Raw genomic sequence first — 22,963 nt, forward strand, 5'->3', positions numbered from 1 at the left:
CCGTCAATTAAAAGCCAGATACAAAACCGGCCCCTCAGGGCCGGTAGTTACTCAGTTGTTATACAGATCAATGATCGCGCTGACTGCCTGCGTCTTGACCTTGGAGGCATCGTTGCGGGCCTGCTCGATCTTGTTCAGGTAAGCCTCGTCGACGTCGCCGGTGACGTACTGGCCGTCGAACACCGCGCAATCGAACTTGTCGATCTTGATCTTGCCGCCACCGACCGCCTCGATCAAGTCAGGCAGGTCCTGATAGATGAGCCAGTCGGCGCCGATCAGGTCAGCGACGTTCTGCGTAGAACGGTTGTGCGCGATCAATTCGTGCGCGCTCGGCATGTCGATGCCGTACACGTTGGGATAGCGAACGGCTGGCGCTGCGGAGCAGAAGTAGACGTTCTTGGCACCAGCTTCGCGGGCCATCTGGATGATTTGCTTGCAGGTGGTACCGCGAACGATCGAGTCGTCCACCAGCATCACGTTCTTGCCGCGGAACTCCAGCTCGATGGCGTTGAGTTTCTGCCGAACGGATTTTTTCCGTGCCGCCTGGCCCGGCATGATGAAGGTACGGCCGATGTAGCGGTTCTTGACGAAGCCTTCGCGGAACTTCACACCCAAATGATTCGCCAGCTCCAGGGCCGCGGTGCGGCTGGTGTCCGGGATCGGGATGACCACGTCGATGTCGTGGTCCGGACGCTCGCGCAGAATCTTCTCGGCGAGTTTCTCACCCATGCGCAGACGTGCCTTGTACACCGATACGCCGTCGATGATCGAGTCCGGACGCGCCAGGTAGACGTGTTCGAAAATGCACGGGGTCAAGGATGGGTTGTTGGCACACTGACGGGTGTGCAGCTTGCCGTCTTCAGTGATGTAGACCGCTTCGCCCGGCGCCAGATCGCGGATCAGCGTGAAGCCGAGTACATCCAGGGACACGCTTTCGGAGGCGATCATGTACTCGACGCCCTCGTCGGTATGACGCTGACCGAAGACGATCGGACGAATACCGTGCGGATCGCGGAAACCGACGATGCCGTAACCGGTGATCATTGCTACAACGGCGTAACCACCGACGCAGCGGTTGTGCACGTCAGTCACGGCGGCGAAGACGTCTTCTTCAGTCGGCTGCAACTTGCCACGCTGGGCCAGTTCGTGCGCAAACACGTTCAGCAGGACTTCCGAATCGGAGTTGGTGTTGACGTGGCGCAGGTCAGATTCGTAAATCTCCTTGGCCAGCTGTTCAACGTTGGTCAGGTTACCGTTGTGCGCCAGGGTGATGCCGTAAGGCGAGTTGACGTAAAACGGTTGAGCTTCGGCCGAGGTCGAGCTGCCCGCGGTCGGGTAACGCACATGGCCAATGCCCATGTGGCCGACCAGGCGCTGCATGTGACGCTGATGAAACACGTCACGCACCAGACCATTGTCCTTGCGCAGGAATAACCGGCCGTCATGGCTGGTCACGATACCGGCAGCGTCCTGGCCGCGGTGCTGGAGGACGGTTAGCGCGTCATACAGCGCCTGATTGACGTTCGACTTACCGACGATACCGACGATGCCACACATGCGACGCAACCCCTACTTTATGGATCTGAACTGAACAGCACTCACTGAGGCGTTTTCGCCGTCGGCAAGAGCTGTTCCTTGAACGGAATATCAGCGGGTACGCTGATACCGCTGGCAAGCCACTGACTGCTCCACCCAAGGATCAGGTTTTTGGACCAGTCTGCGACCAATAGAAATTTTGGCACGAGCTGTGACTGCTGCCACCACTCATCCTGCTGTACCGGGCCCAGGCTCAACAGCCCGACCGCCACGACCACCAGCAACACGCCACGCGCGGCACCGAAAGCCATGCCGAGGAATCGATCGGTCCCGGACAGCCCGGTGACACGTACCAACTCGCCGATAAGATAATTGATCATTGCGCCAACGATCAGCGTGGCGACAAACATGATTGCGCAACCCGCGATCACGCGCGCTGAAGGTGTCTCGATATAGCCAGCGAGGTGCTCGGACAATGCACCACCGAACATCCAGGCGACGACTCCTGCAATGATCCAGGTCACCAGCGATAACGCTTCTTTGACGAAGCCGCGGCTCAGACTGATCAATGCGGAGATGGCGATGATTGCAACGATCGCCCAGTCAACCCAGGTAAATGGCACGGTGCAGCCTACAGACAGATAAGGCGGCGCATTTTAGCAGAGCCGGTGCTGATCGGTAAGCTGCGATTAGCAGTGCATTTCAAATGGGCGCGATAGTTCAAATCTTGTCTGATCAGCCGCGCTCGGGCTGGAAGCGTACGACAAACCCCTTGAGGTTTTGCTGACGGTTGAGCAGATCACGCAGGCGATCGGCTTCGGCGCGCTCGATCAGCGGCCCGACAAACACCCGATTCTTGCCGTCGGCCGTGCGGATGTAGGCGTTATAGCCTTGGCTTCGCAGGGTTTTCTGCAAGTTTTCCGCGCTGGCACGGTTCGCCAGGCTTGCCAATTGCACCGACCAACTGACCGACAGGCCATTGGCATCGACCCGGCTTTGCGTGGTGTCAGGTTTTCCCGGTGCCGCAGTGATGGGCTGGCTTGGCGCGGTGGTGGGTTTGTTGACCGGCGGCACAGCGGCGGGCGCAGGAGGCGGCGTCACCGGTTTGGCAACCGGTGCAGGCGCCACGGGAACTGCAGGCGCAGCCGGTGCGATAGGCATCGTAGGCTCTTCCTGCTGGGCGATTTCATCATCGCTCGGCACCGGTTCCTGAGGCAGGGCTTGCGGCTCAGGCACCACCACCGGCTCGACCTCCACTTGCGGCACAACAGCCGCCTGCGGAGCAGCCGGGGCTTCAACCGTTACCTGACGCTGTTCATCCTGACGAGAGAACAGCATCGGCAGGAAAATCACCGCCAGCGCCACCAGAACCAGAGCGCCAACCATGCGTTGCTTGTATGCCTTATCCAGCAATGCCATTTGCCGCTTCCTCCGTGGAGCGCCGGGCCAGCCATTCAAGGGCCTCGGCGACACAATAAAATGATCCGAACAACAGAATCTCATCGTCGCTCGTCGCTTGCGCGCACTGCCCTTCCAAAGCGGCGGTGACGCTGTCATACGACGCTACCGAAGCACCAAGGTTCTGCAACGCCGCGTACAAATCGGCGACCGGCCGTGTCCGCGCAGAATCCAGCGGCGCCACGGCCCAGTGCTGGACACTACCACTCAGTTCACCGACAACGCCATCCAGGTCTTTGTCCGCGAGCAAGCCAAACACGGCCAGACGCTTGCCGGCCGGCGGTCGACTTGCCAACCGGCGCGCCAGATATTCGGCCGCATGCGGGTTGTGCCCTACGTCCAGCAACAGGTTCAGACGCTTGCCCTGCCATTCGAACTGGCGGCGATCGAGTCGCCCGACCACTCGCGTGGCTTTCAGCGCCTGAATGATCTGCTCACCCAGCCAAGGCAACCCGAGCAGCAAATACGCCTGCAATGCCAGAGCGGCGTTCTCCATAGGCAGATCGAGCAGCGGCAGGTCACGCAGCTCGACAGCTTGACCTTGCGCATCGAGACCGCGCCATTGCCAATTGTGCTCGATCACGCCCAGGTCGAAATCGCGCCCACGCAGGAAAAACGGGCAAGCCAGCTCGCGGGCTTTATCCAGCAGGGGTTGCGGAGGATTCAGATCGCCGCACAGCGCAGGCGCGCCGCGGCGGAAGATGCCGGCCTTTTCGTAGGCCACCGATTCACGGGTGTTGCCCAGGTAATCGGCATGATCGACGCCGATACTGGTGACCAGTGCGATGTCCGCGTCTACCACGTTAACCGTGTCCAGGCGTCCGCCCAGGCCGACTTCCAGCACCACAGCGTCCAGCGCAGACTGTTGAAACAGCCAGAACGCTGCCAGGGTCCCCATCTCGAAATAGGTCAGGGACGTGTCGCCACGCCCCGCTTCCACGGCGGCAAAGGCTGCGCACAGTTCGGCGTCAGTCGCTTCGACACCATTGACCTGCACCCGCTCGTTGTAACGCAGCAGGTGCGGAGAATTGTAGACACCGACTTTCAGGCCCTGCGCCCGCAGCAATGACGCCACGAATGCACAGGTAGAACCCTTGCCGTTGGTGCCGGTGACCGTGATCACCCGAGGCGCCGGCTTGCCCAGCCGCATACGGGACGCTACCTGTTGCGAGCGCTCAAGGCCCATGTCGATGGCCGAAGGGTGCAACTGCTCAAGGTAGGCGAGCCACTCGCCAAGGGTACGTTCGGTCATAGGCCGGCTGGCACCGGCGGTACCACGATTGGCTCGACTGGGGCGGCGACAAACTTGGGCGTAGGCTGGCCGGTCAGTTGCGCCAGCAGGTTGCCGAGACGCGGACGCAGCTCCTGGCGGTGAATGATCATGTCGATCGCGCCATGCTCCAGCAGGAATTCGCTACGCTGAAAACCTTCCGGCAGTTTTTCGCGAACGGTTTGCTCGATCACGCGCGGACCGGCAAAGCCGATGAGGGCTTTCGGCTCGCCGACGATTACGTCACCGAGCATCGCCAGACTGGCAGAAACACCGCCATAGACCGGATCGGTCAGCACCGAGATGAACGGAATGCCTTCTTCACGCAGACGCGCCAGTACCGCGGAGGTCTTGGCCATTTGCATCAGGGAGATCAGGGCTTCCTGCATCCGCGCACCACCGGAAGCGGCAAAGCAGATCATCGGGCATTTGTTTTCCAGCGCGTAGTTGGCAGCGCGAACAAAACGCTCACCGACGATCGCCCCCATCGAACCGCCCATGAAGGAGAACTCGAACGCCGACACCACTACCGGCATGCCTAGCAAGGTGCCGCTCATGGAAATCAACGCGTCTTTTTCGCCAGTCTGCTTTTGCGCAGCAGTCAGGCGATCCTTGTACTTCTTGCCGTCGCGGAATTTCAGACGGTCAACCGGCTCCAGGTCCGCACCCAGCTCGTTGCGACCTTCAGCGTCGAGAAAAATGTCGATGCGGGCGCGGGCGCCGATGCGCATGTGATGGTTGCACTTGGGGCAGACATCCAGGGTCTTTTCCAACTCTGGACGGTACAGCACCGCTTCGCAAGACGGGCATTTATGCCACAGACCTTCAGGCACCGAGCTCTTCTTGACCTCGGAACGCATGATCGAAGGGATCAGTTTGTCTACTAACCAGTTGCTCATGCTTTCTTTCTCCAGTACCGGCGGCTCGAACGCTCTGGTTCGCAGCCCCGCGTATGCCCTTGAGCTAAATTCATGTGTGTGGCGATGATTGCGGGATGCCGGATCAGCTGAAACGTGACCTGCGCACACCCCAAAAACCCTCAGCCATGCCTGTGGACGGCGGCAGTGTGCCAGCCGTCACATCAAGTAACGCGTACTGCCTTGATGAATGCCTTGATCCTGGCGTGATCCTTTATGCCCTTGCTCGCCTCGACCCCACCGCTGACGTCCACCGCGTAAGGCCGAACCCGGGCAATCGCATCAGCGACGTTATCCGGTGTCAGGCCACCCGCGAGGATGATCGGCTTGCTCAAGCCTTGCGGTATCAGCGACCAGTCGAACGCTTCACCGGTTCCGCCCGGCACGCCTTCAACGTAGGCGTCCAGCAAGATACCGCTGGCACTCGGAAAAGCGTCACAGGCGGCGGCAATGTCGTCGCCCGCCTTGACCCGCAACGCCTTGATGTACGGACGATGCCAGCCTTCGCATGCGTCAGCGGTTTCGTCGCCATGGAACTGCAACAGGTCCAGCGGCACGGCATCGAGGATTTCTCCCAGTTCGCAGCGGCTGGCGTCGACGAACAGGCCCACGGTGGTCACGAACGGCGGCAGCGCTTTGATGATCGAGCGCGCTTGCTGGAACGTCACCGCTCGCGGGCTCTTGGCGTAGAACACAAAACCGATGGCATCGGCCCCGGCCTCGACCGCCGCCAACGCATCTTCTATGCGAGTGATCCCGCAAATCTTGCTGCGAACGGCTGACATGTCGATAAAACCTCAGGCCAAATCAGTGAAAGTCCCGGATGGTAACAAATGCGTTCAAGGGCGTCAGCCGCCAAGTTCGGCGAAACCGGTCAGGAAGTGTGGGCCGATGTAACGCTCGGGCAATTCGAACTCGTCGCGGTACTCGACCTGCACCAGATACAGGCCAAAAGGATGGGCCGTTACGCCGCCGGAACGGCGAATGCGACTCTCCAGCACCTCCTTCATCCACTCCACCGGCCGCTCGCCGGTGCCAATCGTCATTAATACTCCGGCGATGTTGCGCACCATGTGATGCAGGAAAGCGCTGGCGCGGATGTCGAGAACGATCATCTTGCCGTGACGCGTCACGCGCAGGTGATGCAGCTCCTTGATGGGCGATTTGGCCTGGCACTGACCGGCGCGAAACGCGCTGAAGTCATGCGTGCCGACCAGGTACTGAGCGGCTTCGGCCATGCGCTCGACGTCGAGCGGACGGTGGTTCCAGGTGATTTCCTGGTTCAGGTGCGCCGGGCGGATCTGGTCGTTGTAGATGACGTAGCGGTAGCGACGGGCGATTGCCTTGAAGCGCGCGTGGAAATGCGCCGGCATGACCTTCGCCCAAGTCACGCTGACATCGTGGGGCAAATTGATGTTGGCGCCCATGACCCAGGCTTTCATCGACCGCTCGACCGGGGTGTCGAAATGCACAACCTGCCCGCAGGCATGCACGCCAGCGTCCGTGCGCCCGGCGCAAAGTAGCGAGACCGGTGAATCAGCCACCTTGGACAACGCATTCTCCAGGGTTTCCTGCACGGTGAGCACACCGGACGCCTGACGTTGCCAGCCGCGGTAGCGTGAGCCTTTGTATTCAACGCCCAACGCGATCCGGAATAAGCCCTCGGGCGCCATTTCGGCGGCCGGATTATCTATGTTTGCCAAGGGGTGACAGCCTGCTGATGGTCGCAAAGGCGGGCATTATAAGGCCGCCTCACAGGGATGCCAGTGCATCAACGCACAAACAAAAACGGCAGCCCCGAGGGGCTGCCGTTTGATTATTGCCTGTCGCTGATCACACCAGGCGCGAGAGCATCTCCTCGGCTTCACCTTTCTGACCGGCATCACCCTCGGTAACTACTTCGTTGAGGATGTCGCGGGCACCATCGGCGTCCCCCATGTCGATGTAGGCTTGAGCCAGATCGAGCTTGGTCGCCACCTCGTCAGTGCCCGAGAGGAAATCGAATTCCGGCTCGTCAGCAGCGGAGGCCATCGCGTCTTCTTCGGTGAATGTCGGCTCCGCCATGCTCTGCGACAGACGATCAAGTTCGGCATTAACGTCGTTCAGCTCGGCTGCAAACGCATCCGGCGTATCCATTTCATCGGCCAGCGACAGGTCGAAATCAGCCGGCAGCTCCAGATCATCCAGCGCCGGCTCAGCTTTCACGTCCGCGACTGGCAGATCCTTGGGCTCATCATCCAGGCTCAGCAGAAAATCGTCTTCGGCCAACGTTGCCGGCGAAGGATCATTACCGAGGTCCATGTCCAGATCGAAGTCCGACAGGTCGTCGAGATTTTCTTTGGGCTCAGTCTGCTCTTGCAGCACCGAGGCGAAGCTCAGGTCGTCATCCAGCGGGAATTCGTCGAGTTCTGCTGCAGGCTCTGGCGTTGGTTCCGGCTCTGGCGTTACCACCGCAGGCGAGGCAGTTTCCAGATCATCCAGACTCAGGTCGAACGCGCTGTCTAAGTCATCCTCTGCCGCTGTCGGCGCGGGCTCCTGCGGCTCGTCCAGCAGCAGATCCTTGACGTATTGCGCGTCCAGCTCAGCAGCCATAGCCGCCGCCGCGATACCACCGGCGGCGACAACAGCCATGGCCGGGAAGCGACTTTTCAGCTCTTCGACGCGGGCGAAGTTTTCGCCGTTGGCGACAAGTTGACGCTCTTGACCCACGAACGCATCGCGATCGCCCTGTTGACCGTAGACTTCCATCAGTTTCAAGCGCAGGTCACTGCGCTGAGGCTCTTCCTTGATGCCATCTTCGAGCAAAGCAGCGGCCTGATTCAGGCGGCCGGCAGCGATATGCGACTCGGCCTTGGTCAGAACGTCGGCATCAGGGTCGCCGGATGGGGCGACCAATGGCGCGGCGATCGGCTGTGTGACGATGACCGGGGCAATTACGGGCGCTGGCGTCGGCACTGGTGCAGGGGTTGGTGCGGTTGCAAGCTTCACGCTGGGTGGCGGAACCTCGAGACCTTCGAAGCTGCTTTCCGGCAGATCGTGTTCGGCCGAGAATTCCTGTTCTTCGGACAATGCGCGGGCCATGCGCGTGTGTTTCTCGGCTTCCTGCTGAGCTTTGCGACGACGCGCCAGCAACAGCAGCAGGAGCAGCAGCACCACGGCACCGCCACCGACCAGGCCGAGGAGCACCGGATTGGTCAGCAGGTCATTGAATTTCTGATCGTCCGAGGACGCCGGAGCCGGCTCGACGGGCGTCTCAACAGGCGCCGGGACAGCCTCGGGAGTCGCCGCATCAGGCGTTGGCGTAACCGGCACGGCGTCTGTCGGAACCGTCGCAGGGTTGGGCGCCAATTCAGCCGAAATCACTGGCGCGGTTTCAACAGCACCTGAGGCGTCCGGGGTGCCAGCAGACGCGGCAGCACCGGCGGCGCCTCCAGCCTGCAACTTGGCCAGTTGATTATTTTTCAGTTCGATCAGGCGTTGCAGCTTGTCCAGTTGACTTTGCAGATCGGTCATGCGGCTTTTCAGCTCGGCATTGTCACGCCGGGCGGTGTCGAGGCTTTCCTGCGTCACCGCCAGCTTGTTGTTCAACGCTTTGGCGTCGCCGCCCGCACCTGCGGCGCCGGCCTTGGCCGTCTCAGCAGAAACCAGGCTCAGTTTGTCTTGAGCAGGTTGCGTTGGAGTGCCGTCGTTGCGTGCACGGTTGGTGGCATCGAGTTGCTGCTGGCCAGCACCGGTCTTCGGTACATAACGACGACCCTGACGCCACGCGGTGTTTTGCGCGGCCACTTCAGCAACAGCAGCCGGTTGCGCGAGGCTGGTGCTTTGGGTCTGATCCGGCAGGCGCAGCACCTGACCGGTTTTCAGCAGGTTGATGTTGCCGTTGATAAATGCGTCAGGATTGAGCGCCTGGATCGCCAGCATCGTCTGCTGGATCGAACCGCCATTGCGCGCCTTCGCGGCAATTTCCCATAGGGTATCGCGCGGCGTGGTGGTGTATTCGGTGGTCTTGGTTGCACCGGTGACCGGCGCAGTGGCGGTTTGCGAAGGCGCCGGTTGCGCAGCCGCGTCGGCGGTTTGTGGCGAGAATTTGGACGGATCAAGCAGCACGCTGTAATCGCGCAGCAAGCGGCCGTTGGGCCACGTCACCTGAACCAGAAATTTGAACATCGGCTCGGACAGCGGCTTGCTGGACGTAACGCGCAGAATGCTTTTGCCACCGCGGTTGAGCACCGGGGTGAAGCTCAGGTCGTTGAGGAACGCCTGACGATCGACCCCTGCCCTGACGAAATCTTCGGGATACGCCAGGCTCGGCACCACTTCGGCAGCGGTGAGATCCTTGACGTCGAGCAATTCGATTTCTGCGTCCAGCGGCTGGTTCACCGACGACTTCAGGGTCAGTTCCCCGAGGCCGAGGGCATGCGCCATACCGGAGGACAGCGCCGAGGCGGCCGCTATTGCTAACACCAGTTTGCGAACTTGAACCATAGCCTCATCCTTTGTTTGAACATTCCTCGGCCAGCGAGAAGGTGTTGATTAGTCGCTGCCGTAAGGCATTGCGCGCGGCGGCGAAGAGTCGTCGCGCGCGATCGTTTCATTCGTGCCCCGGAAAGTCCCGCAGGGTGACTCGCCAGATACATCTGGCCAAGCATAGCGCCCGGCCGGATTCATTCTGCAAATTGTTTCCAGTATCTTTTACAGCAGGTCTTTTATCAACAATTCAGCCACCTGCACAGCATTCAGCGCCGCGCCTTTGCGCACGTTATCTGACGTCAGCCAGACATTAAGTTCCGACGGGTCGTCGATTCCCGCGCGAACCCGACCAACGTAGACCACGTCCTGCCCGACCGCGTCACCCACTGCTGTCGGGTAATCGCCGGCCTCTACAAGCTCTAGACCGGGGGCCGCTTCCAGTGCTGCGTTGACTTTGGCCAAGTCGATCGCGCTTGCTGACTGCAAGGTCACGCTATAGCTATCGCCAAAAAACACCGGGGCTTGAATGCAAGTCACGGAAATCTTCAACGAAGGCAGGGCCATGACCTGACGCAGCTCACGCACCAGGCGTTTTTCCAGCAGCGTATGGCCCTGCTCGTCCGGCTTGCCGACTTGGGCCAGAAGGTTGAACGCCATTTGCCGATCAAAAAAAGTCGGCTCTAGCGGACGCACGTTGAGCAACTCGGCGGTTTGCCGAGCCAGTTCGGTCACCGCTTCGCGGCCCTGGGCCGAGACAGCCAGGGCCGCCGTCAGGTTGATGCGTTGCAGATCGAGCAAACCGAGTAACGGTGCCAGCACCACCGCCAGCGAAGTGGCCGCCGGGCTTGGGCTGCTGACCTGAAACGGATGCTTCAGACCGGCAAGTATTGCTGAGTTGGCCTCCGGCACCACTTGCGGCGCCTGGTCGGCTGGTAAGGCGCCGGACAGGTCGATGACCGAGCAACCGGCAGCCGTGGCACGCGGGGCGAAACTGAGGGTAACTGCCGGGCCTGCCGCAAAAAACACCAGCTGCACTTTGCTGAAATCGAACGCGTCGACCTCGCGCACTCGCACGTTCTTGCCGCGAAACGGTACGGAGTGCCCGGCCGATTCGCTGCTGGCCAACAGGTGCAGATCGCCCACCGGGAAGTCGCGCTCCTCGAGGATCTGCACAAGCGTTTCGCCGACAGTTCCGGTGGCGCCGATCACGGCAATATCAAAGGACTGGCTCATGGTTCTACCTCAGGCGAAACGGGGGGAGCGGCACTTTACCGGGTGGGTGGCGTGCAGGCAATTCGGTGGGATTGTCGGTGCATGTTCCGGCCCCATCGCTGGCAAGCCAGCTCCTACAGAATCTGGGGTTGTCTGCAGGAGGTTGGTTACATGCTCCGGCCCCATCGCTGGCAAGCCAGCTCCTACAGAATCTGGGGTTGTCTGCAGGAGGTTGGTTACATGCTCCGGCCCCATCGCTGGCAAGCCAGCTCCTACAGAGTCTGGGGTTGTCTGCAGGAGGTTGGTTACATGTTCCGGCCCCATCGCTGGCAAGCCAGCTCCTACAGAATTTTTGGGTGTTGCGGATAATTTGTAGGAGCTGGCTTGCCAGCGATGGCGGTCGGAAAGGCGCCCCAAATATAAAAAAAAGCCCGCGCTTATTGCGAAGCGCGGGCTTTGTTATTGCTTCAATCAATCAACGCTCAAGCAGAATCCGCAGCATGCGACGCAGCGGTTCGGCCGCGCCCCACAGCAGTTGGTCGCCGACGGTAAAAGCACCGAGGTACTGCGTACCCATGTTCAGCTTGCGCAGACGACCCACCGGTACATTCAGGGTGCCGGTGACCTTGGTCGGGCTCAGCTCCTGCATGCTGATGTCGCGGTTGTTAGGCACCAGTTTGACCCAAGGGTTGTGCTGGCTGATCAGCCCTTCGATATCGGCGATCGGCACGTCTTTGTTCAGCTTGATGGTCAGCGCCTGGCTGTGGCAGCGCATGGCACCGATGCGCACGCAGATGCCGTCGACCGGAATCGGGCTCTTGAAGCGACCCAGAATCTTGTTGGTCTCGGCCTGCGCCTTCCACTCTTCGCGGCTTTGACCGTTCGGCAGCTCCTTGTCGATCCACGGGATCAGGCTACCGGCCAACGGCACACCGAAGTTTTCGGTCGGGTAGGCCTCACTGCGCATGGCCTCGGCAACACGGCGATCGATGTCGAGGATCGCGCTGGCCGGATCAGCCAGTTGCTCGGCGACGGCGGCGTGGGTGGCGCCCATCTGCTTGATCAGCTCACGCATGTTCTGCGCGCCGGCGCCGGAAGCCGCCTGATAAGTCATGGCGCTCATCCATTCGACCAGACCGGCTTCGAACAGCCCGCCCAGGCCCATCAGCATCAGACTGACGGTGCAGTTGCCACCGATGTAGTTCTTGGTGCCGGCGTCGAGCTGCTGGTCGATGACCTTGCGGTTCACCGGGTCCAGCACGATGACGGCATCATCCTGCATGCGCAGGCTGGAGGCAGCGTCAATCCAGTAACCCTGCCAGCCGGCTTCGCGTAACTTCGGGAACACTTCGCTGGTGTAGTCGCCGCCCTGGCAGGTCAGGATCACATCGAGGGTTTTCAGCTCTTCAATGCTGTAAGCGTCCTTGAGCGGAGCAATGTCCTTGCCCACGGACGGGCCTTGGCCACCGACATTGGAAGTGGTGAAAAACACCGGCTCGATAAGATCGAAATCCTGCTCCTCCAGCATCCGCTGCATGAGCACGGAACCGACCATACCGCGCCAACCGATCAGACCTACACGTTTCATCGCAACTACACCTTCTTGAAAAGTGGGCCGCTGCTTTCGAAGTTGAAAGTGGCAGCGGGCCCGAGAGATTACAGATTCCGCAGCGCGGCGACTACTGCGTCGCCCATTTCCTGCGTACCGACTTTGGTGCAACCGGCTGACCAGATATCACCGGTGCGCAGCCCCTGGTCCAGCACCAGGCTCACTGCTTTCTCGATGGCATCCGCCGCATCCTGCTGGTTGAAGCTGTAACGCAGCATCATCGACACCGACAAAATGGTCGCCAGCGGGTTGGCAATGCCCTGACCCGCGATGTCCGGCGCGGAACCGTGGCACGGCTCGTACATGCCTTTGTTGTTGGCATCCAGCGAGGCCGACGGCAGCATGCCGATGGAACCGGTGAGCATCGATGCCTGGTCGGACAGGATGTCGCCGAACAGGTTGTCGGTGACGATCACATCGAACTGCTTCGGCGCACGCACCAGTTGCATGGCGGCGTTGTCGACGTACATGTGGCTCAGTTCGACGTCCGGGTAATCCTTGGCCACTTGCTCGACGATTTCGCGCCACAGTTGGCTGGACGCCAGCACGTTGGCCTTGTCCACCGAGCAGACTTTCTTGCCACGCACGCGGGCCATGTCGAAGCCGACACGGGCGATGCGACGGATTTCGCTTTCGCTGTACGGCAGCGTGTCGTAAGCCTGACGCTCGCCGTTTTCCAGGGTGCGGGTGCCGCGTGGCGCGCCGAAATAGATGCCGCCGGTCAGCTCACGGACGATCAGAATATCCAGGCCGGCAACGATTTCCGGTTTCAGGCTCGACGCTTCGGCCAGTTGCGGATAGAGGATGGCCGGACGCAGGTTGCCGAACAGGCCCAGTTGCGCACGGATCTTCAGCAGACCACGCTCCGGGCGGATGTCGCGCTCGATGGTGTCCCATTTCGGACCGCCCACCGCGCCCAACAGCACGGCGTCAGCGGCGCGGGCGCGGTCGAGGGTTTCGTCAGCCAGCGGTACGCCGTGTTTGTCGATGGCGGCGCCGCCGATCACGTCGTGGCTCAGCTCGAAATCCAGGCTGTACTTGTCGTTCGCCAGTTCCAGCACCTTGACCGCTTCGGCCATGATTTCCGGGCCAATACCGTCGCCTGGGAGAATCAGAATCTGCTTGCTCATGCTTTCCTCATGTCATCAGTGGGTGCGCCCATGGGCGCGCCCGGGAAATTCAAATGTCGCGGCACTTGTTTTCAAGCGCTTATTTTCAGCCCATAACACCAGCACATCGGTACTGAACGAGCCATCGGCCTCGATCTCGAAATAGTCGCGCACTTCGTTGCCCATTGATTGCTGCAACTCGCGGATCGCTGCGCGCATCACCTGCGGCGTGCGCATGCGTTCCACCCAGGAGCTGTACTCCAGACGCAGACGTTGACGCGTTGTGCTGCGGGTATGCAACCCTGCCTCGCTGACCTGACGCAACCACTCGCCGGCGGAATAATCGCGCACATGGCTGGTGTCGCGCAGTACCTCGACGCTCTGCAAGTACGTGTCGAACAATGGACTGCCCGGTGACAAAATGTCGATGAATGCCGCCACGCCGCCGGGTTTCAGTACCCGGCGAACTTCGCGCAGGGCCAGACCGAGGTCGCTCCAATGGTGCGCCGAATAGCGGCTGAAGACGAAATCGAATTCGCCCTCGGCGAACGGCAGACGCTCGGCGGCGCCGTGGACGGTGCTGATGTTAGCCAGATCACGATCGACTGCGGCCGCCGCGACTACATCAAGCATTTGTTGCGACAAATCGTAGGCGACCACTTCCTTGACCAGCGCGGCGACGTGAAAACTCACGTGGCCGGCGCCGCAACCCAGGTCCAGCACGCGTGCATTGCCCTGCCCGGCCAGTTCGGCCTGTAGCAGTGCGAACTCGGCGCCCTGAGCGTGGACAGCGCTGCTCAGGTAGGCGGCGGCCTGTTCACCGAATTGCTTCTGGACGACCTGGGTGTGCTGGGCGGTGTGGGGCATAGTCACATCCTTACATTTGTGTTGTTTTGGCTGCCGTCTTCGCGAGCAGGCTCGCTCCCACAGGTTTTGTGAACGCTGCAAATCAATGTGGGAGCGAGCCTGCTCGCGAAGGGCCCCGCGCTGACTACATCAATCACGCATCACGAAACAACCAAGGCTGGCTCGCCCGATGCTTGCCTTCAAAGGTCGCAATCGCTTCGTGGTCCTGCAAGGTCAGGCCGATATCGTCCAGACCGTTGAGCAGGCAATGCTTGCGGAACGCATCAATCTCGAAGCTCAAAACCTTGCCATCCGGGCGGGTGACAGTCTGGGCTTGCAAATCCACCTGCAGCTGATAACCCGGATTTGCCTCGACCTGCTGAAACAACTCATCCACTTCTGCGTCGCCAAGGATGATCGGCAACAAACCGTTCTTGAAGCTGTTGTTGAAGAAAATGTCGGCGTAGCTCGGCGCGATGATGCTGCGGAAACCGTATTCTTCCAAGGCCCACGGCGCGTGCTCGCGGCTGGAGCCGCAGCCGAAGTTTTCCCGCGCCAGCAACACGCTGGCGCCTTGATAACGCTCGGCGTTGAGCACGAAATCCTTGTTCAACGGGCGCTTGGAGTTGTCCTGATACGGCTGCCCGACATCCAGATAACGCCACTCATCGAACAGGTTCGGACCAAAACCGGTGCGCTTGATCGATTTCAGAAACTGCTTCGGGATGATCTGGTCGGTGTCGACGTTGGCACGATCCAGCGGCGCGACAAGTCCAGTGTGCTGGGTAAAAGCTTTCATGCTGCGCTCCTCAGATCAATTCACGAACGTCGACAAAACGACCATTCACTGCAGCGGCTGCGGCCATGGCCGGGCTCACCAGGTGGGTACGACCACCAGCGCCCTGCCGCCCTTCGAAGTTGCGGTTGGAGGTCGATGCGCAATGCTCGCCCGACTCCAAACGGTCCGGGTTCATCGCCAGGCACATCGAGCAACCCGGCTCGCGCCATTCAAAACCGGCCTCGAGGAAAATCTTGTCGAGACCTTCCGCTTCCGCCTGCGCTTTCACCAGACCTGAACCCGGCACCACGATGGCCTGCTTGATGGTCGAAGCCACTTTGCGGCCCTTGGCGATCACGGCCGCTGCGCGCAAATCTTCGATCCGCGAGTTGGTGCAGGAACCGATGAAAACCCGGTCCAGCTGGATGTCGGTGATCGCCTGGTTGGCGGTCAGGCCCATGTATTTCAACGCCCGCTCAATCGAGCCACGCTTGACCAGGTCGGCTTCCTGCGCCGGATCCGGCACGTTTTGATCAACGGCCAGGACCATTTCCGGCGAAGTGCCCCAACTGACTTGCGGTTTGATCTGGGTCGCGTCGAGTTCGACCACGGTGTCGAACACCGCATCGGTGTCAGACACCAGGTCTTTCCAGGCTTCGACCGCCAGGTCCCATTCCGCGCCTTTCGGGGCGAAGGGGCGACCCTTGACGTAGGCCACGGTTTTTTCATCCGCCGCCACCAGGCCTACGCGAGCGCCGGCCTCGATGGACATGTTGCAGATGGTCATGCGCCCTTCGACGGAAAGATCGCGAATAGCGCTGCCAGCGAATTCGATCGCGTGGCCATTACCGCCGGCCGTGCCGATCTTGCCGATCACCGCGAGGACGATGTCCTTGGCGGTCACGCCGAACGGCAACTGACCTTCGACCGAGACCAGCATGTTCTTCATTTTCTTGGCGACCAGGCATTGCGTGGCAAGCACATGCTCGACCTCGGAGGTGCCAATCCCGTGAGCCAGCGCGCCAAATGCGCCGTGGGTCGAGGTATGGGAGTCGCCGCAGACCACGGTCATGCCCGGCAAGGTCGCGCCCTGCTCCGGGCCGATGACGTGGACGATGCCTTGGCGGATGTCATTCATTTTGAATTCGACAATGCCGTATTCATCGCAGTTGTCGTCAAGGGTCTGAACCTGCAAACGCGAGACCTGATCGGCAATGGCCTCGATGCCGCCCTTGCGCTCCGGCGTCGTCGGTACGTTGTGGTCCGGGGTCGCGATGTTGGCATCGATGCGCCACGGCTTGCGCCCGGCAATGCGCAGGCCTTCGAAGGCCTGCGGCGACGTCACTTCATGAATGATGTGACGATCGATGTAGATCAGCGCAGAGCCATCGTCGCGCTGCTTGACCAAATGCGAATCCCAGAGCTTGTCGTAGAGCGTTTTGCCGGCCATCAGACGTTTTCCTCATCAGCGTATTTCTATGCCCCGGGCTTCGAGAAACTCAATAACCCTTTGGCTTGTGAGGTCGATCCTAGGGGGTTACATTAAATAACTCAAATTCATATTTTTTATGCTTTGGATAACCAACTGGAATACTGCAAATGGACCTCGCCAACCTTAATGCCTTTATTGCCATCGCCGAGACCGGCAGCTTCTCCGGCGCGGGCGAACGGCTGCACCTGACGCAGCCGGCCATCAGCAAGCGCATCGCCGGGCTGGAACAGCAACTGAAAGTACGCCTGTTTGATCGATTGGGCCGCGAAGTCGGCCTCACCGAGGCCGGACGTGCCTTGCTGCCGCGGGCTTACCAGATACTGAACGTGCTGGACGACACGAGGCGCGCGCTGACCAATCTGACCGGCGAAGTGACCGGCCGCCTGACGCTGGCCACCAGTCACCACATCGGACTGCACCGTTTGCCGCCGTTGTTACGCGCCTTCACTCGCCAATACCCACAGGTCGCGCTGGATATTCAGTTCCTTGATTCGGAAGTGGCCTACGAGGAAATCCTCCACGGCCGTGCCGAACTGGCGGTGATCACCCTGGCGCCCGAGCCGCACAATCTGGTCAAGGCCACGCCGGTGTGGGACGACCCGCTGGATTTTGTGGTTGCCCCAGAACATTCGTTGATCAGCAACGGTGCGGTCAACCTGGCCGACATCGCACGGCATCCGGCCGTGTTTCCAGGCGGCAACACCTTTACTCACCATATCGTCCAGCGCCTGTTCGAAGCACAAGGGCTGACGCCGAACATCGCCATGAGCACCAACTATCTGGAAACCATAAAGATGATGGTCTCCATCGGCCTCGCCTGGAGCGTGCTGCCGCGCACGATGCTCGATGATCAGGTCGCAAGCATTCCATTGCCGGGCATACAGCTCACTCGCCAGCTAGGCTATATCGTGCACACCGAACGGACGCTGTCGAACGCGGCGAAAGCCTTTATGGCTTTGCTGGATGCGCAAATCGATCTGCCAGGGACTCACGGCTGAGTTGTGCTACTCCTATAGAGCCAGGATTTCCGGTCACTAACGCCCCAACCAGTTCAAGGCTTGTTGCCAATGCCGAAATCGTTTGACCGTATGCCGCCGATGCCCCGCATCCAGGCCATCGACCCGCGACATTCCGAACAAAGCTGGGAAAGTGCCCCGCAATTGCTGGCCGCGCTTAATGGCGCGCGTCTCGGTGCCTGGTATTGGGACATCGAGCGCGGGCAGATCAGTTGGTCGCGGGGAACGCAGGCTCTATTCGGCTTCGATCCGCGACAACCGTTGCCCAAGGACCTGGAATACCTCGACCTGCTGCCGCCCGAAGACCGCGCGAAAACCGTTCGCGCCTTCCACGCAGTGATTGCCGGCGCGCCACTGGAACAGGCAATGCATCACCGCATTCGCTGGCCCGACGGCAGTCTGCACTGGCTGGAGGTCAGCGGCAGCCTGCTGCCCGACAAACACGGGCGTCCGCGCATGATCGGGGTGATCCGCGAAATCACCCTTCAGCGCCAGCGCGAACAGGCGCTGAGCAGCTCGGAAAAACGTTTCGCGACGCTGTTTCACCTGTGCCCGAACATGGTCTTGCTGACCCGTCAGGAAGACGGCCTGATCACCGAAGCGAATCAGTATTTCGAAAGCCTGTTCGGCTGGCCGGTGCAGGATGCAATTGGTCGCACCACGCTGGAACTGGGTCTTTGGGTGCACCCGGAGCAACGGGAGGCGCTGGTCATCGCCACCAAAGCCAAGGGTGAGTTGACCAGCATGGAAGTGCAGTTCCGTGCCAGCAACGGGCAGATCCACGACGGCATTCTCAGCGCGCAGAAAGTCGAACTTGAAGGCCAGCCATATCTGCTCAGCACGTTCCTCGACACCACTGAACGCAAGGTCGCCGAACATGCACTCAAGGACAGCCAGGAGCGGCTCGACCTGGCGCTGAATTCGGCGCAGCTCGGCACCTGGGACTGGCACATTCCCAGCGGCATGCTGTACGGCTCGGCGCGCGCCGCACAACTGCACGGCCTTGACGCCAAGCCTTTTCATGAATCGTTCGAGGCGTTTTTCGAGGGTGTCCCCGGTGAGGAACGCGATAGCATGCGCGACGCCTATCGCAGCTTGCGCGAGGGTCCGGCCGGCAATTACCAACTGACTTACCGCGTGCAGCTGCCCGATGGCAGTTCGCGCTATCTCGAGAGCCGCGCCCGCCTCTATCGCGACGACGACGGCGTGCCATTGCGCATGGCCGGCACATTGCTGGACATCACCGATCAAGTGGAGCGCGAGCAGAAACTGGTCGCCTCCGAAGAAAAATTCGCCACGCTGTTCCAGGTCAGCCCGGACCCGATCTGCGTGACGCAACAGGACACCGGCCAATTCATCGAGATCAATTCCAGTTTTTCCCAGACTTTCGGCTGGAGCACCGCCGAGGTGATCGGTCGCAGCGCCGACGAAATCGGCCTGTGGGACGCGTCGGCGAGAAGCCTGAAGCGGATCGAACAGGTCATCCGCGAACAGGGCTTGAACAATGTTGCGATCCACGTGCAGCACAAGGACGGCCAGGTGTTGACCTGCGTGATTTCCAGCCGGCAAATCAGCGTCGGCGACCAGCCTTGCATCGTCACGACCCTGCGCGACATCACCCAGCAGCAGCGCTCGGAGGCAGCGCTGAAGGCCAGCGAAGAAAAATTCGCCAAAGCTTTCCACTCAAGTCCCGACGCCATCACCATCACCGAACGCGACACCGGCCGCTATCTGGAGGTCAACGACGGCTTCTGCCGTCTGACGGGCTACCGCGCGGATGAGGTGCTGGGGCGCACAGTGCATCAGGTCGGCGTCTGGGCCGACGAAAAACAGCGTGTGGCGCTGCTGGCCGAGCTGCAACTCAAAGGCCGCGTGCACCATCAGGAAATGCTCGCGCACAACAAGCGTGGCGACCTGTTGACCGTGGAAGTGTCGGTAGAACCGATCACGCTCAATGAAACCGCCTGCCTGTTATTGACCGCGCGGGACGTCAGCCTGTTGAAAAATGCCGAGGCGCAGATTCGGCATCTGGCTTATCACGATCCGCTGACCAACCTGCCCAATCGCGCGCTGCTGATGGATCGGCTGAGCCAGCAGATTGCGCTGCTGAAACGGCACAATCTGCGCGGCGCACTGATGTTCCTCGATCTCGACCACTTCAAGCACATCAATGACTCACTGGGACACCCGGTGGGCGATACGGTGTTGAAGATCATCACCGCTCGCCTCGAGGCCAGCGTGCGCATGGAAGACACCGTGGCGCGACTTGGCGGCGATGAATTTGTGGTGCTGCTCAGTGGCCTGGAAGGTTCGCGCGACGAAGTCAGTGATCAGGTGCTGGAACTGGCGGATACCCTGCGCGAGCTGCTCTCGGCACCGATGTTTCTCGACGGCCAGCGTTTGCAAGTCACGCCGAGTATCGGCATCGCCCTGATTCCCGATCACGGCTCGACCCCGATCGATTTGCTCAAGCGCGCGGACATTGCGCTGTATCGCGCCAAGGACTCGGGTCGCAATACCGCGCAGATGTATCACAACTCCATGCAGAAGGCCGCGAGCGAACGCCTGCGCATGGAAACGGACTTGCGTTTGGCCATTTCCCGCGGTGAATTCCGCGTGCATTACCAGCCCCAGGTGGATGCGCGTGACGGACGCATTGTCGGCGCCGAAGCGCTGGTGCGCTGGAATCACCCGGAGCTCGGCGCGCAATCGCCCCACGAATTCATCAAGGTACTTGAAGACAGTGGGCTGATTCTGGAGGTCGGCACCTGGATCGTCGATGAAGCCTGCAACGCCTTCAAATACTTGATCGAGCAAGACCTGATCGATCCACTGGATTTCAGCCTGTGCGTGAACATCAGCCCGCGGCAGTTTCGTCAGAACGATTTCGTCGAACGCATCGAACACAGCCTCAGCAGCCACGGCCTGCCCTATTCGTTACTGAAACTGGAGATCACCGAAGGCATCGTCATTCAGAATCTGGACGACACCATCGGCAAAATGCGTCGTCTGAAAAAGCTCGGCGTCAGCTTCGCCATGGATGATTTCGGCACCGGATATTCCTCGCTGACCTACCTCAAGCGCCTGCCAGTGGACACCTTGAAAATCGATCAGTCGTTCATCCGCGACGCCACCACCGACCCCAACGATGCCGAGATCATCCGCGCCATCGTCGCCATGGCCCGCAGCCTGGGCTTGAAAATAATCGCCGAGGGCGTGGAAACGGCAGAGCAACTAGAGTTTCTGCAGAGGCTGGGGTGTCATTACTATCAAGGCTATCTGCACAGCGCGCCGGTGCCGGTGGACGGGTTGCAGAAGCTGCTCCGATAACCTGCCAAAAATCGTCATCATCCCCACGCCCACCCGTAGCAGCTGTCGAGCCTGCGAGGCTGCGTCCGGCTGCGAAGCAGTCGTCGTTCGGATACCGGGGTTTCCAGCCCCTCCGAGGCTGACGGGTTACGGCGGCTTCGCCGCCGGACGCAGCCTCGCAGGCTCGGCAGCTGCTACAGAGCGCGATTTCAGCCCATAAAAAGGGCGCCAATGGCGCCCTTCTTTCTCGCTCACGCTTAGTGTTGCAGCGCGGGCTTTTCGGTCCCGTTGATCGGGATACGTTTGGCTTTCGCCTCTTCCGGGATCACCCGCAGCAGATCAATGCTCAGCAAGCCGTTGCGCAGGTCGGCGGTCTTGATTTCAATATGGTCCGCCAGACGGAACGACAGCTTGAAAGCACGTTGCGCGATGCCTTGATGCAGGAAGGTCACACCTTCAGTGGTATCGCGTTTGCCACCGCTGATGGTCAGCACACCTTTTTCCACTTGCAACTCCAGGTCTTCTTCCTGGAAGCCCGCGGCGGCTACGACAATGCGGTACTGATCGTCGCCGTGTTTTTCAACGTTGTAAGGCGGGTAAGTGCTGCCTGGCTCATTGCGCAGGGCGGTTTCGAACAGGTCGTTAAAACGGTCGAAACCTACCGAGGAACGGAACAGCGGGGCCATGGAAAATGCAGTAGTCATGATTCAAATCTCCTGAAAACAATCAGCAAGTTTTTTTCTCCGCGACCCGAATTCGGCATCGCGTAATCCCTAAATAGGGACCGCTGTTTTGATTTCAAGAGATCATTTGAAGATTTTTCAGGCCGCTTCGGCCACTGGCAAACCCAGCAAACGCGAGACCTGATCCAGCTCGGTTTCGCGTCGCAGAACGGTGAAGAGCTCTACAGCTTCGGGGTAATTGCGCGTCAACATGGCCAGCCATTGCTTCAAACGACCGGGCGATTGGCGCGCGGTCATCTGGTCCTTGGCCTGCAGCCAGAAGTCCTGAAGCAGTGGCAACAATTCGGCCCAGGTCATCTCGACCACTTCTTCACCGGCCCTTGCGGCGGCGATCTGTCGAGCCAGGTCCGGACGCGACACCAGTCCGCGACCGAGCATGATGTCTTCCACACCGCTGATCTCGCGGCAGCGGCGCCAGTCTTCGACGCTCCAGATGTCGCCGTTGGCAAACACCGGCACCTTGACCACTTCCTGCACCCGGGGAATCCATTCCCAATGCGCCGGCGGTTTGTAGCCGTCCATTTTGGTCCGCGCGTGCACCACAATGTGCGCCGCGCCCCCTTCGGCCAGCGCTGTGGCGCACACCAAGGCACCGTCGGGGCTGTCGAAGCCCAGGCGCATTTTGGCAGTGACAGGGATGTGCGCGGGAACGGCGCGGCGCACATGCTCGACAATCTGGTTGAGCAGCTCGGGCTCCTTGAGCAACACCGCCCCGCCGCGAGATTTGTTGACCGTTTTCGCCGGGCAACCGAAGTTCAGGTCGATGACTTCAGAACCCAGCTCGCAAGCCAGGGCTGCGTTTTCCGCGAGGCACACGGGATCGGAACCGAGCAATTGTACGCGCAACGGCACACCCGACGCGGTGCGGGCACCGGTCAGCAATTCAGGGCCAAACTTGTGGAAGTAGGCCGGCGTGAGCAACTGGTCGTTGATACGGATGAACTCGGTCACGCACCAATCGATGCCACCGACGCGAGTCAGCACGTCGCGCAGGATGTTGTCGACCAACCCCTCCATCGGCGCCAAAGCAATTTGCATGAAAAACACACTCGACGAAAAACGTGCGGCAGTTTATAGGATTATCGCTCGGAAGACTTGAGTCTGCCTCTGTGGCGAGGGAGCTTGCTCCCGTTGAAGTGCGCAACAGTTTCCATTGTCGGGGACCGCTCGCGGTCCAGCGGGAGCAAGCTCCCTCGCC

General features: G+C 60.5%; 17 protein-coding genes and 1 pseudogene. 2 read left to right on the forward strand and 16 right to left on the reverse strand.

All coding sequences use genetic code 11. From position 1 onward, the window contains the following. Nucleotides 1–51 precede the first annotated feature (51 nt). From purF to leuC, 14 genes and pseudogenes are all read right to left on the reverse strand, one after another. Nucleotides 52–1,557 (reverse strand): amidophosphoribosyltransferase, encoded by a 1,506-nt coding sequence (purF, locus tag DU29_RS0124430; RefSeq protein ID WP_028624072.1) that lies wholly within the window; start codon nucleotides 1,555–1,557, stop codon nucleotides 52–54. Between the two features lie 41 nt (nucleotides 1,558–1,598). Continuing rightward, nucleotides 1,599–2,159 (reverse strand): CvpA family protein, encoded by a 561-nt coding sequence (locus DU29_RS0124435; RefSeq protein ID WP_028624073.1) that lies wholly within the window; start codon nucleotides 2,157–2,159, stop codon nucleotides 1,599–1,601. Nucleotides 2,160–2,271: 112 nt separating this feature from the next. Beyond that, nucleotides 2,272–2,955: an SPOR domain-containing protein gene (locus DU29_RS0124440; protein WP_028624074.1), complete on the reverse strand. Its 684-nt coding sequence runs from the start codon at nucleotides 2,953–2,955 to the stop codon at nucleotides 2,272–2,274. Next, complete coding sequence (gene folC / locus DU29_RS0124445; protein ID WP_028624075.1) at nucleotides 2,939–4,246, reverse strand: bifunctional tetrahydrofolate synthase/dihydrofolate synthase; 1,308 nt, start codon at nucleotides 4,244–4,246, stop codon at nucleotides 2,939–2,941. Before folC ends, DU29_RS0124440 begins: the two co-directional genes overlap by 17 nt. Then, nucleotides 4,243–5,163 (reverse strand): acetyl-CoA carboxylase, carboxyltransferase subunit beta, encoded by a 921-nt coding sequence (gene accD / locus DU29_RS0124450; protein ID WP_028624076.1) that lies wholly within the window; start codon nucleotides 5,161–5,163, stop codon nucleotides 4,243–4,245. The genes folC and accD overlap by 4 nt, the downstream gene beginning before the upstream one ends. A 182-nt stretch (nucleotides 5,164–5,345) precedes the next feature. Continuing rightward, entirely contained in the window at nucleotides 5,346–5,966 is a 621-nt protein-coding gene (locus DU29_RS0124455; RefSeq protein ID WP_028624077.1) for a phosphoribosylanthranilate isomerase, read from the reverse strand. Between the two features lie 63 nt (nucleotides 5,967–6,029). Then, on the reverse strand, nucleotides 6,030–6,854 hold the full coding sequence (gene truA / locus DU29_RS0124460) for a tRNA pseudouridine(38-40) synthase TruA (RefSeq protein ID WP_028624078.1): 825 nt from the start codon (nucleotides 6,852–6,854) through the stop codon (nucleotides 6,030–6,032). 160 nt (nucleotides 6,855–7,014) lie between these two features. Further along, nucleotides 7,015–9,666: a FimV/HubP family polar landmark protein gene (locus DU29_RS0124465; protein WP_028624079.1), complete on the reverse strand. Its 2,652-nt coding sequence runs from the start codon at nucleotides 9,664–9,666 to the stop codon at nucleotides 7,015–7,017. Nucleotides 9,667–9,873: 207 nt separating this feature from the next. Beyond that, a complete protein-coding gene (locus tag DU29_RS0124470; RefSeq protein WP_028624080.1) occupies nucleotides 9,874–10,884 on the reverse strand; it encodes an aspartate-semialdehyde dehydrogenase in 1,011 nt (336 codons plus the stop codon). Between the two features lie 454 nt (nucleotides 10,885–11,338). Continuing rightward, the gene (gene asd / locus DU29_RS0124475) at nucleotides 11,339–12,451 is read right to left on the reverse strand and encodes an aspartate-semialdehyde dehydrogenase (RefSeq protein ID WP_028624081.1); all 1,113 of its coding nucleotides are present in this window, start codon (nucleotides 12,449–12,451) and stop codon (nucleotides 11,339–11,341) included. Between the two features lie 68 nt (nucleotides 12,452–12,519). Continuing rightward, nucleotides 12,520–13,602, reverse strand: coding sequence for a 3-isopropylmalate dehydrogenase (gene leuB, locus DU29_RS0124480; protein WP_028624082.1), 1,083 nt, complete (start codon nucleotides 13,600–13,602; stop codon nucleotides 12,520–12,522). 84 nt (nucleotides 13,603–13,686) lie between these two features. Continuing rightward, nucleotides 13,687–14,448 (reverse strand): annotated as a pseudogene (locus tag DU29_RS01000000130370) (class I SAM-dependent methyltransferase); the annotation flags it as partial. Nucleotides 14,449–14,581: 133 nt separating this feature from the next. Beyond that, the gene (gene leuD / locus DU29_RS0124490; protein ID WP_028624083.1) at nucleotides 14,582–15,226 is read right to left on the reverse strand and encodes a 3-isopropylmalate dehydratase small subunit; all 645 of its coding nucleotides are present in this window, start codon (nucleotides 15,224–15,226) and stop codon (nucleotides 14,582–14,584) included. Nucleotides 15,227–15,236: 10 nt separating this feature from the next. Next, the gene (gene leuC / locus DU29_RS0124495; RefSeq protein ID WP_028624084.1) at nucleotides 15,237–16,655 is read right to left on the reverse strand and encodes a 3-isopropylmalate dehydratase large subunit; all 1,419 of its coding nucleotides are present in this window, start codon (nucleotides 16,653–16,655) and stop codon (nucleotides 15,237–15,239) included. Between the two features lie 149 nt (nucleotides 16,656–16,804). On the opposite strand from leuC, the gene DU29_RS0124500 reads away from it, so the two are divergent. Beyond that, entirely contained in the window at nucleotides 16,805–17,695 is an 891-nt protein-coding gene (locus tag DU29_RS0124500) for a LysR family transcriptional regulator (RefSeq protein ID WP_028624085.1), read from the forward strand. A 69-nt stretch (nucleotides 17,696–17,764) separates the two neighbouring features. Continuing rightward, the gene (locus tag DU29_RS0124505) at nucleotides 17,765–21,043 is read left to right on the forward strand and encodes a sensor domain-containing protein (protein ID WP_028624086.1); all 3,279 of its coding nucleotides are present in this window, start codon (nucleotides 17,765–17,767) and stop codon (nucleotides 21,041–21,043) included. Between the two features lie 236 nt (nucleotides 21,044–21,279). On the opposite strand, the gene DU29_RS0124510 is transcribed toward DU29_RS0124505, so the two are convergent. Then, nucleotides 21,280–21,726: an Hsp20 family protein gene (locus DU29_RS0124510; protein ID WP_028624087.1), complete on the reverse strand. Its 447-nt coding sequence runs from the start codon at nucleotides 21,724–21,726 to the stop codon at nucleotides 21,280–21,282. 117 nt (nucleotides 21,727–21,843) lie between these two features. Beyond that, nucleotides 21,844–22,803 (reverse strand): tRNA dihydrouridine synthase, encoded by a 960-nt coding sequence (locus DU29_RS0124515; RefSeq protein WP_028624088.1) that lies wholly within the window; start codon nucleotides 22,801–22,803, stop codon nucleotides 21,844–21,846. Between the last annotated feature and the right edge of the window lie 160 nt (nucleotides 22,804–22,963).

Source organism: Pseudomonas sp. Ant30-3 (assembly GCF_000690905.1).
In the GTDB taxonomy this organism is placed as follows: Bacteria; Pseudomonadota; Gammaproteobacteria; order Pseudomonadales; family Pseudomonadaceae; genus Aquipseudomonas.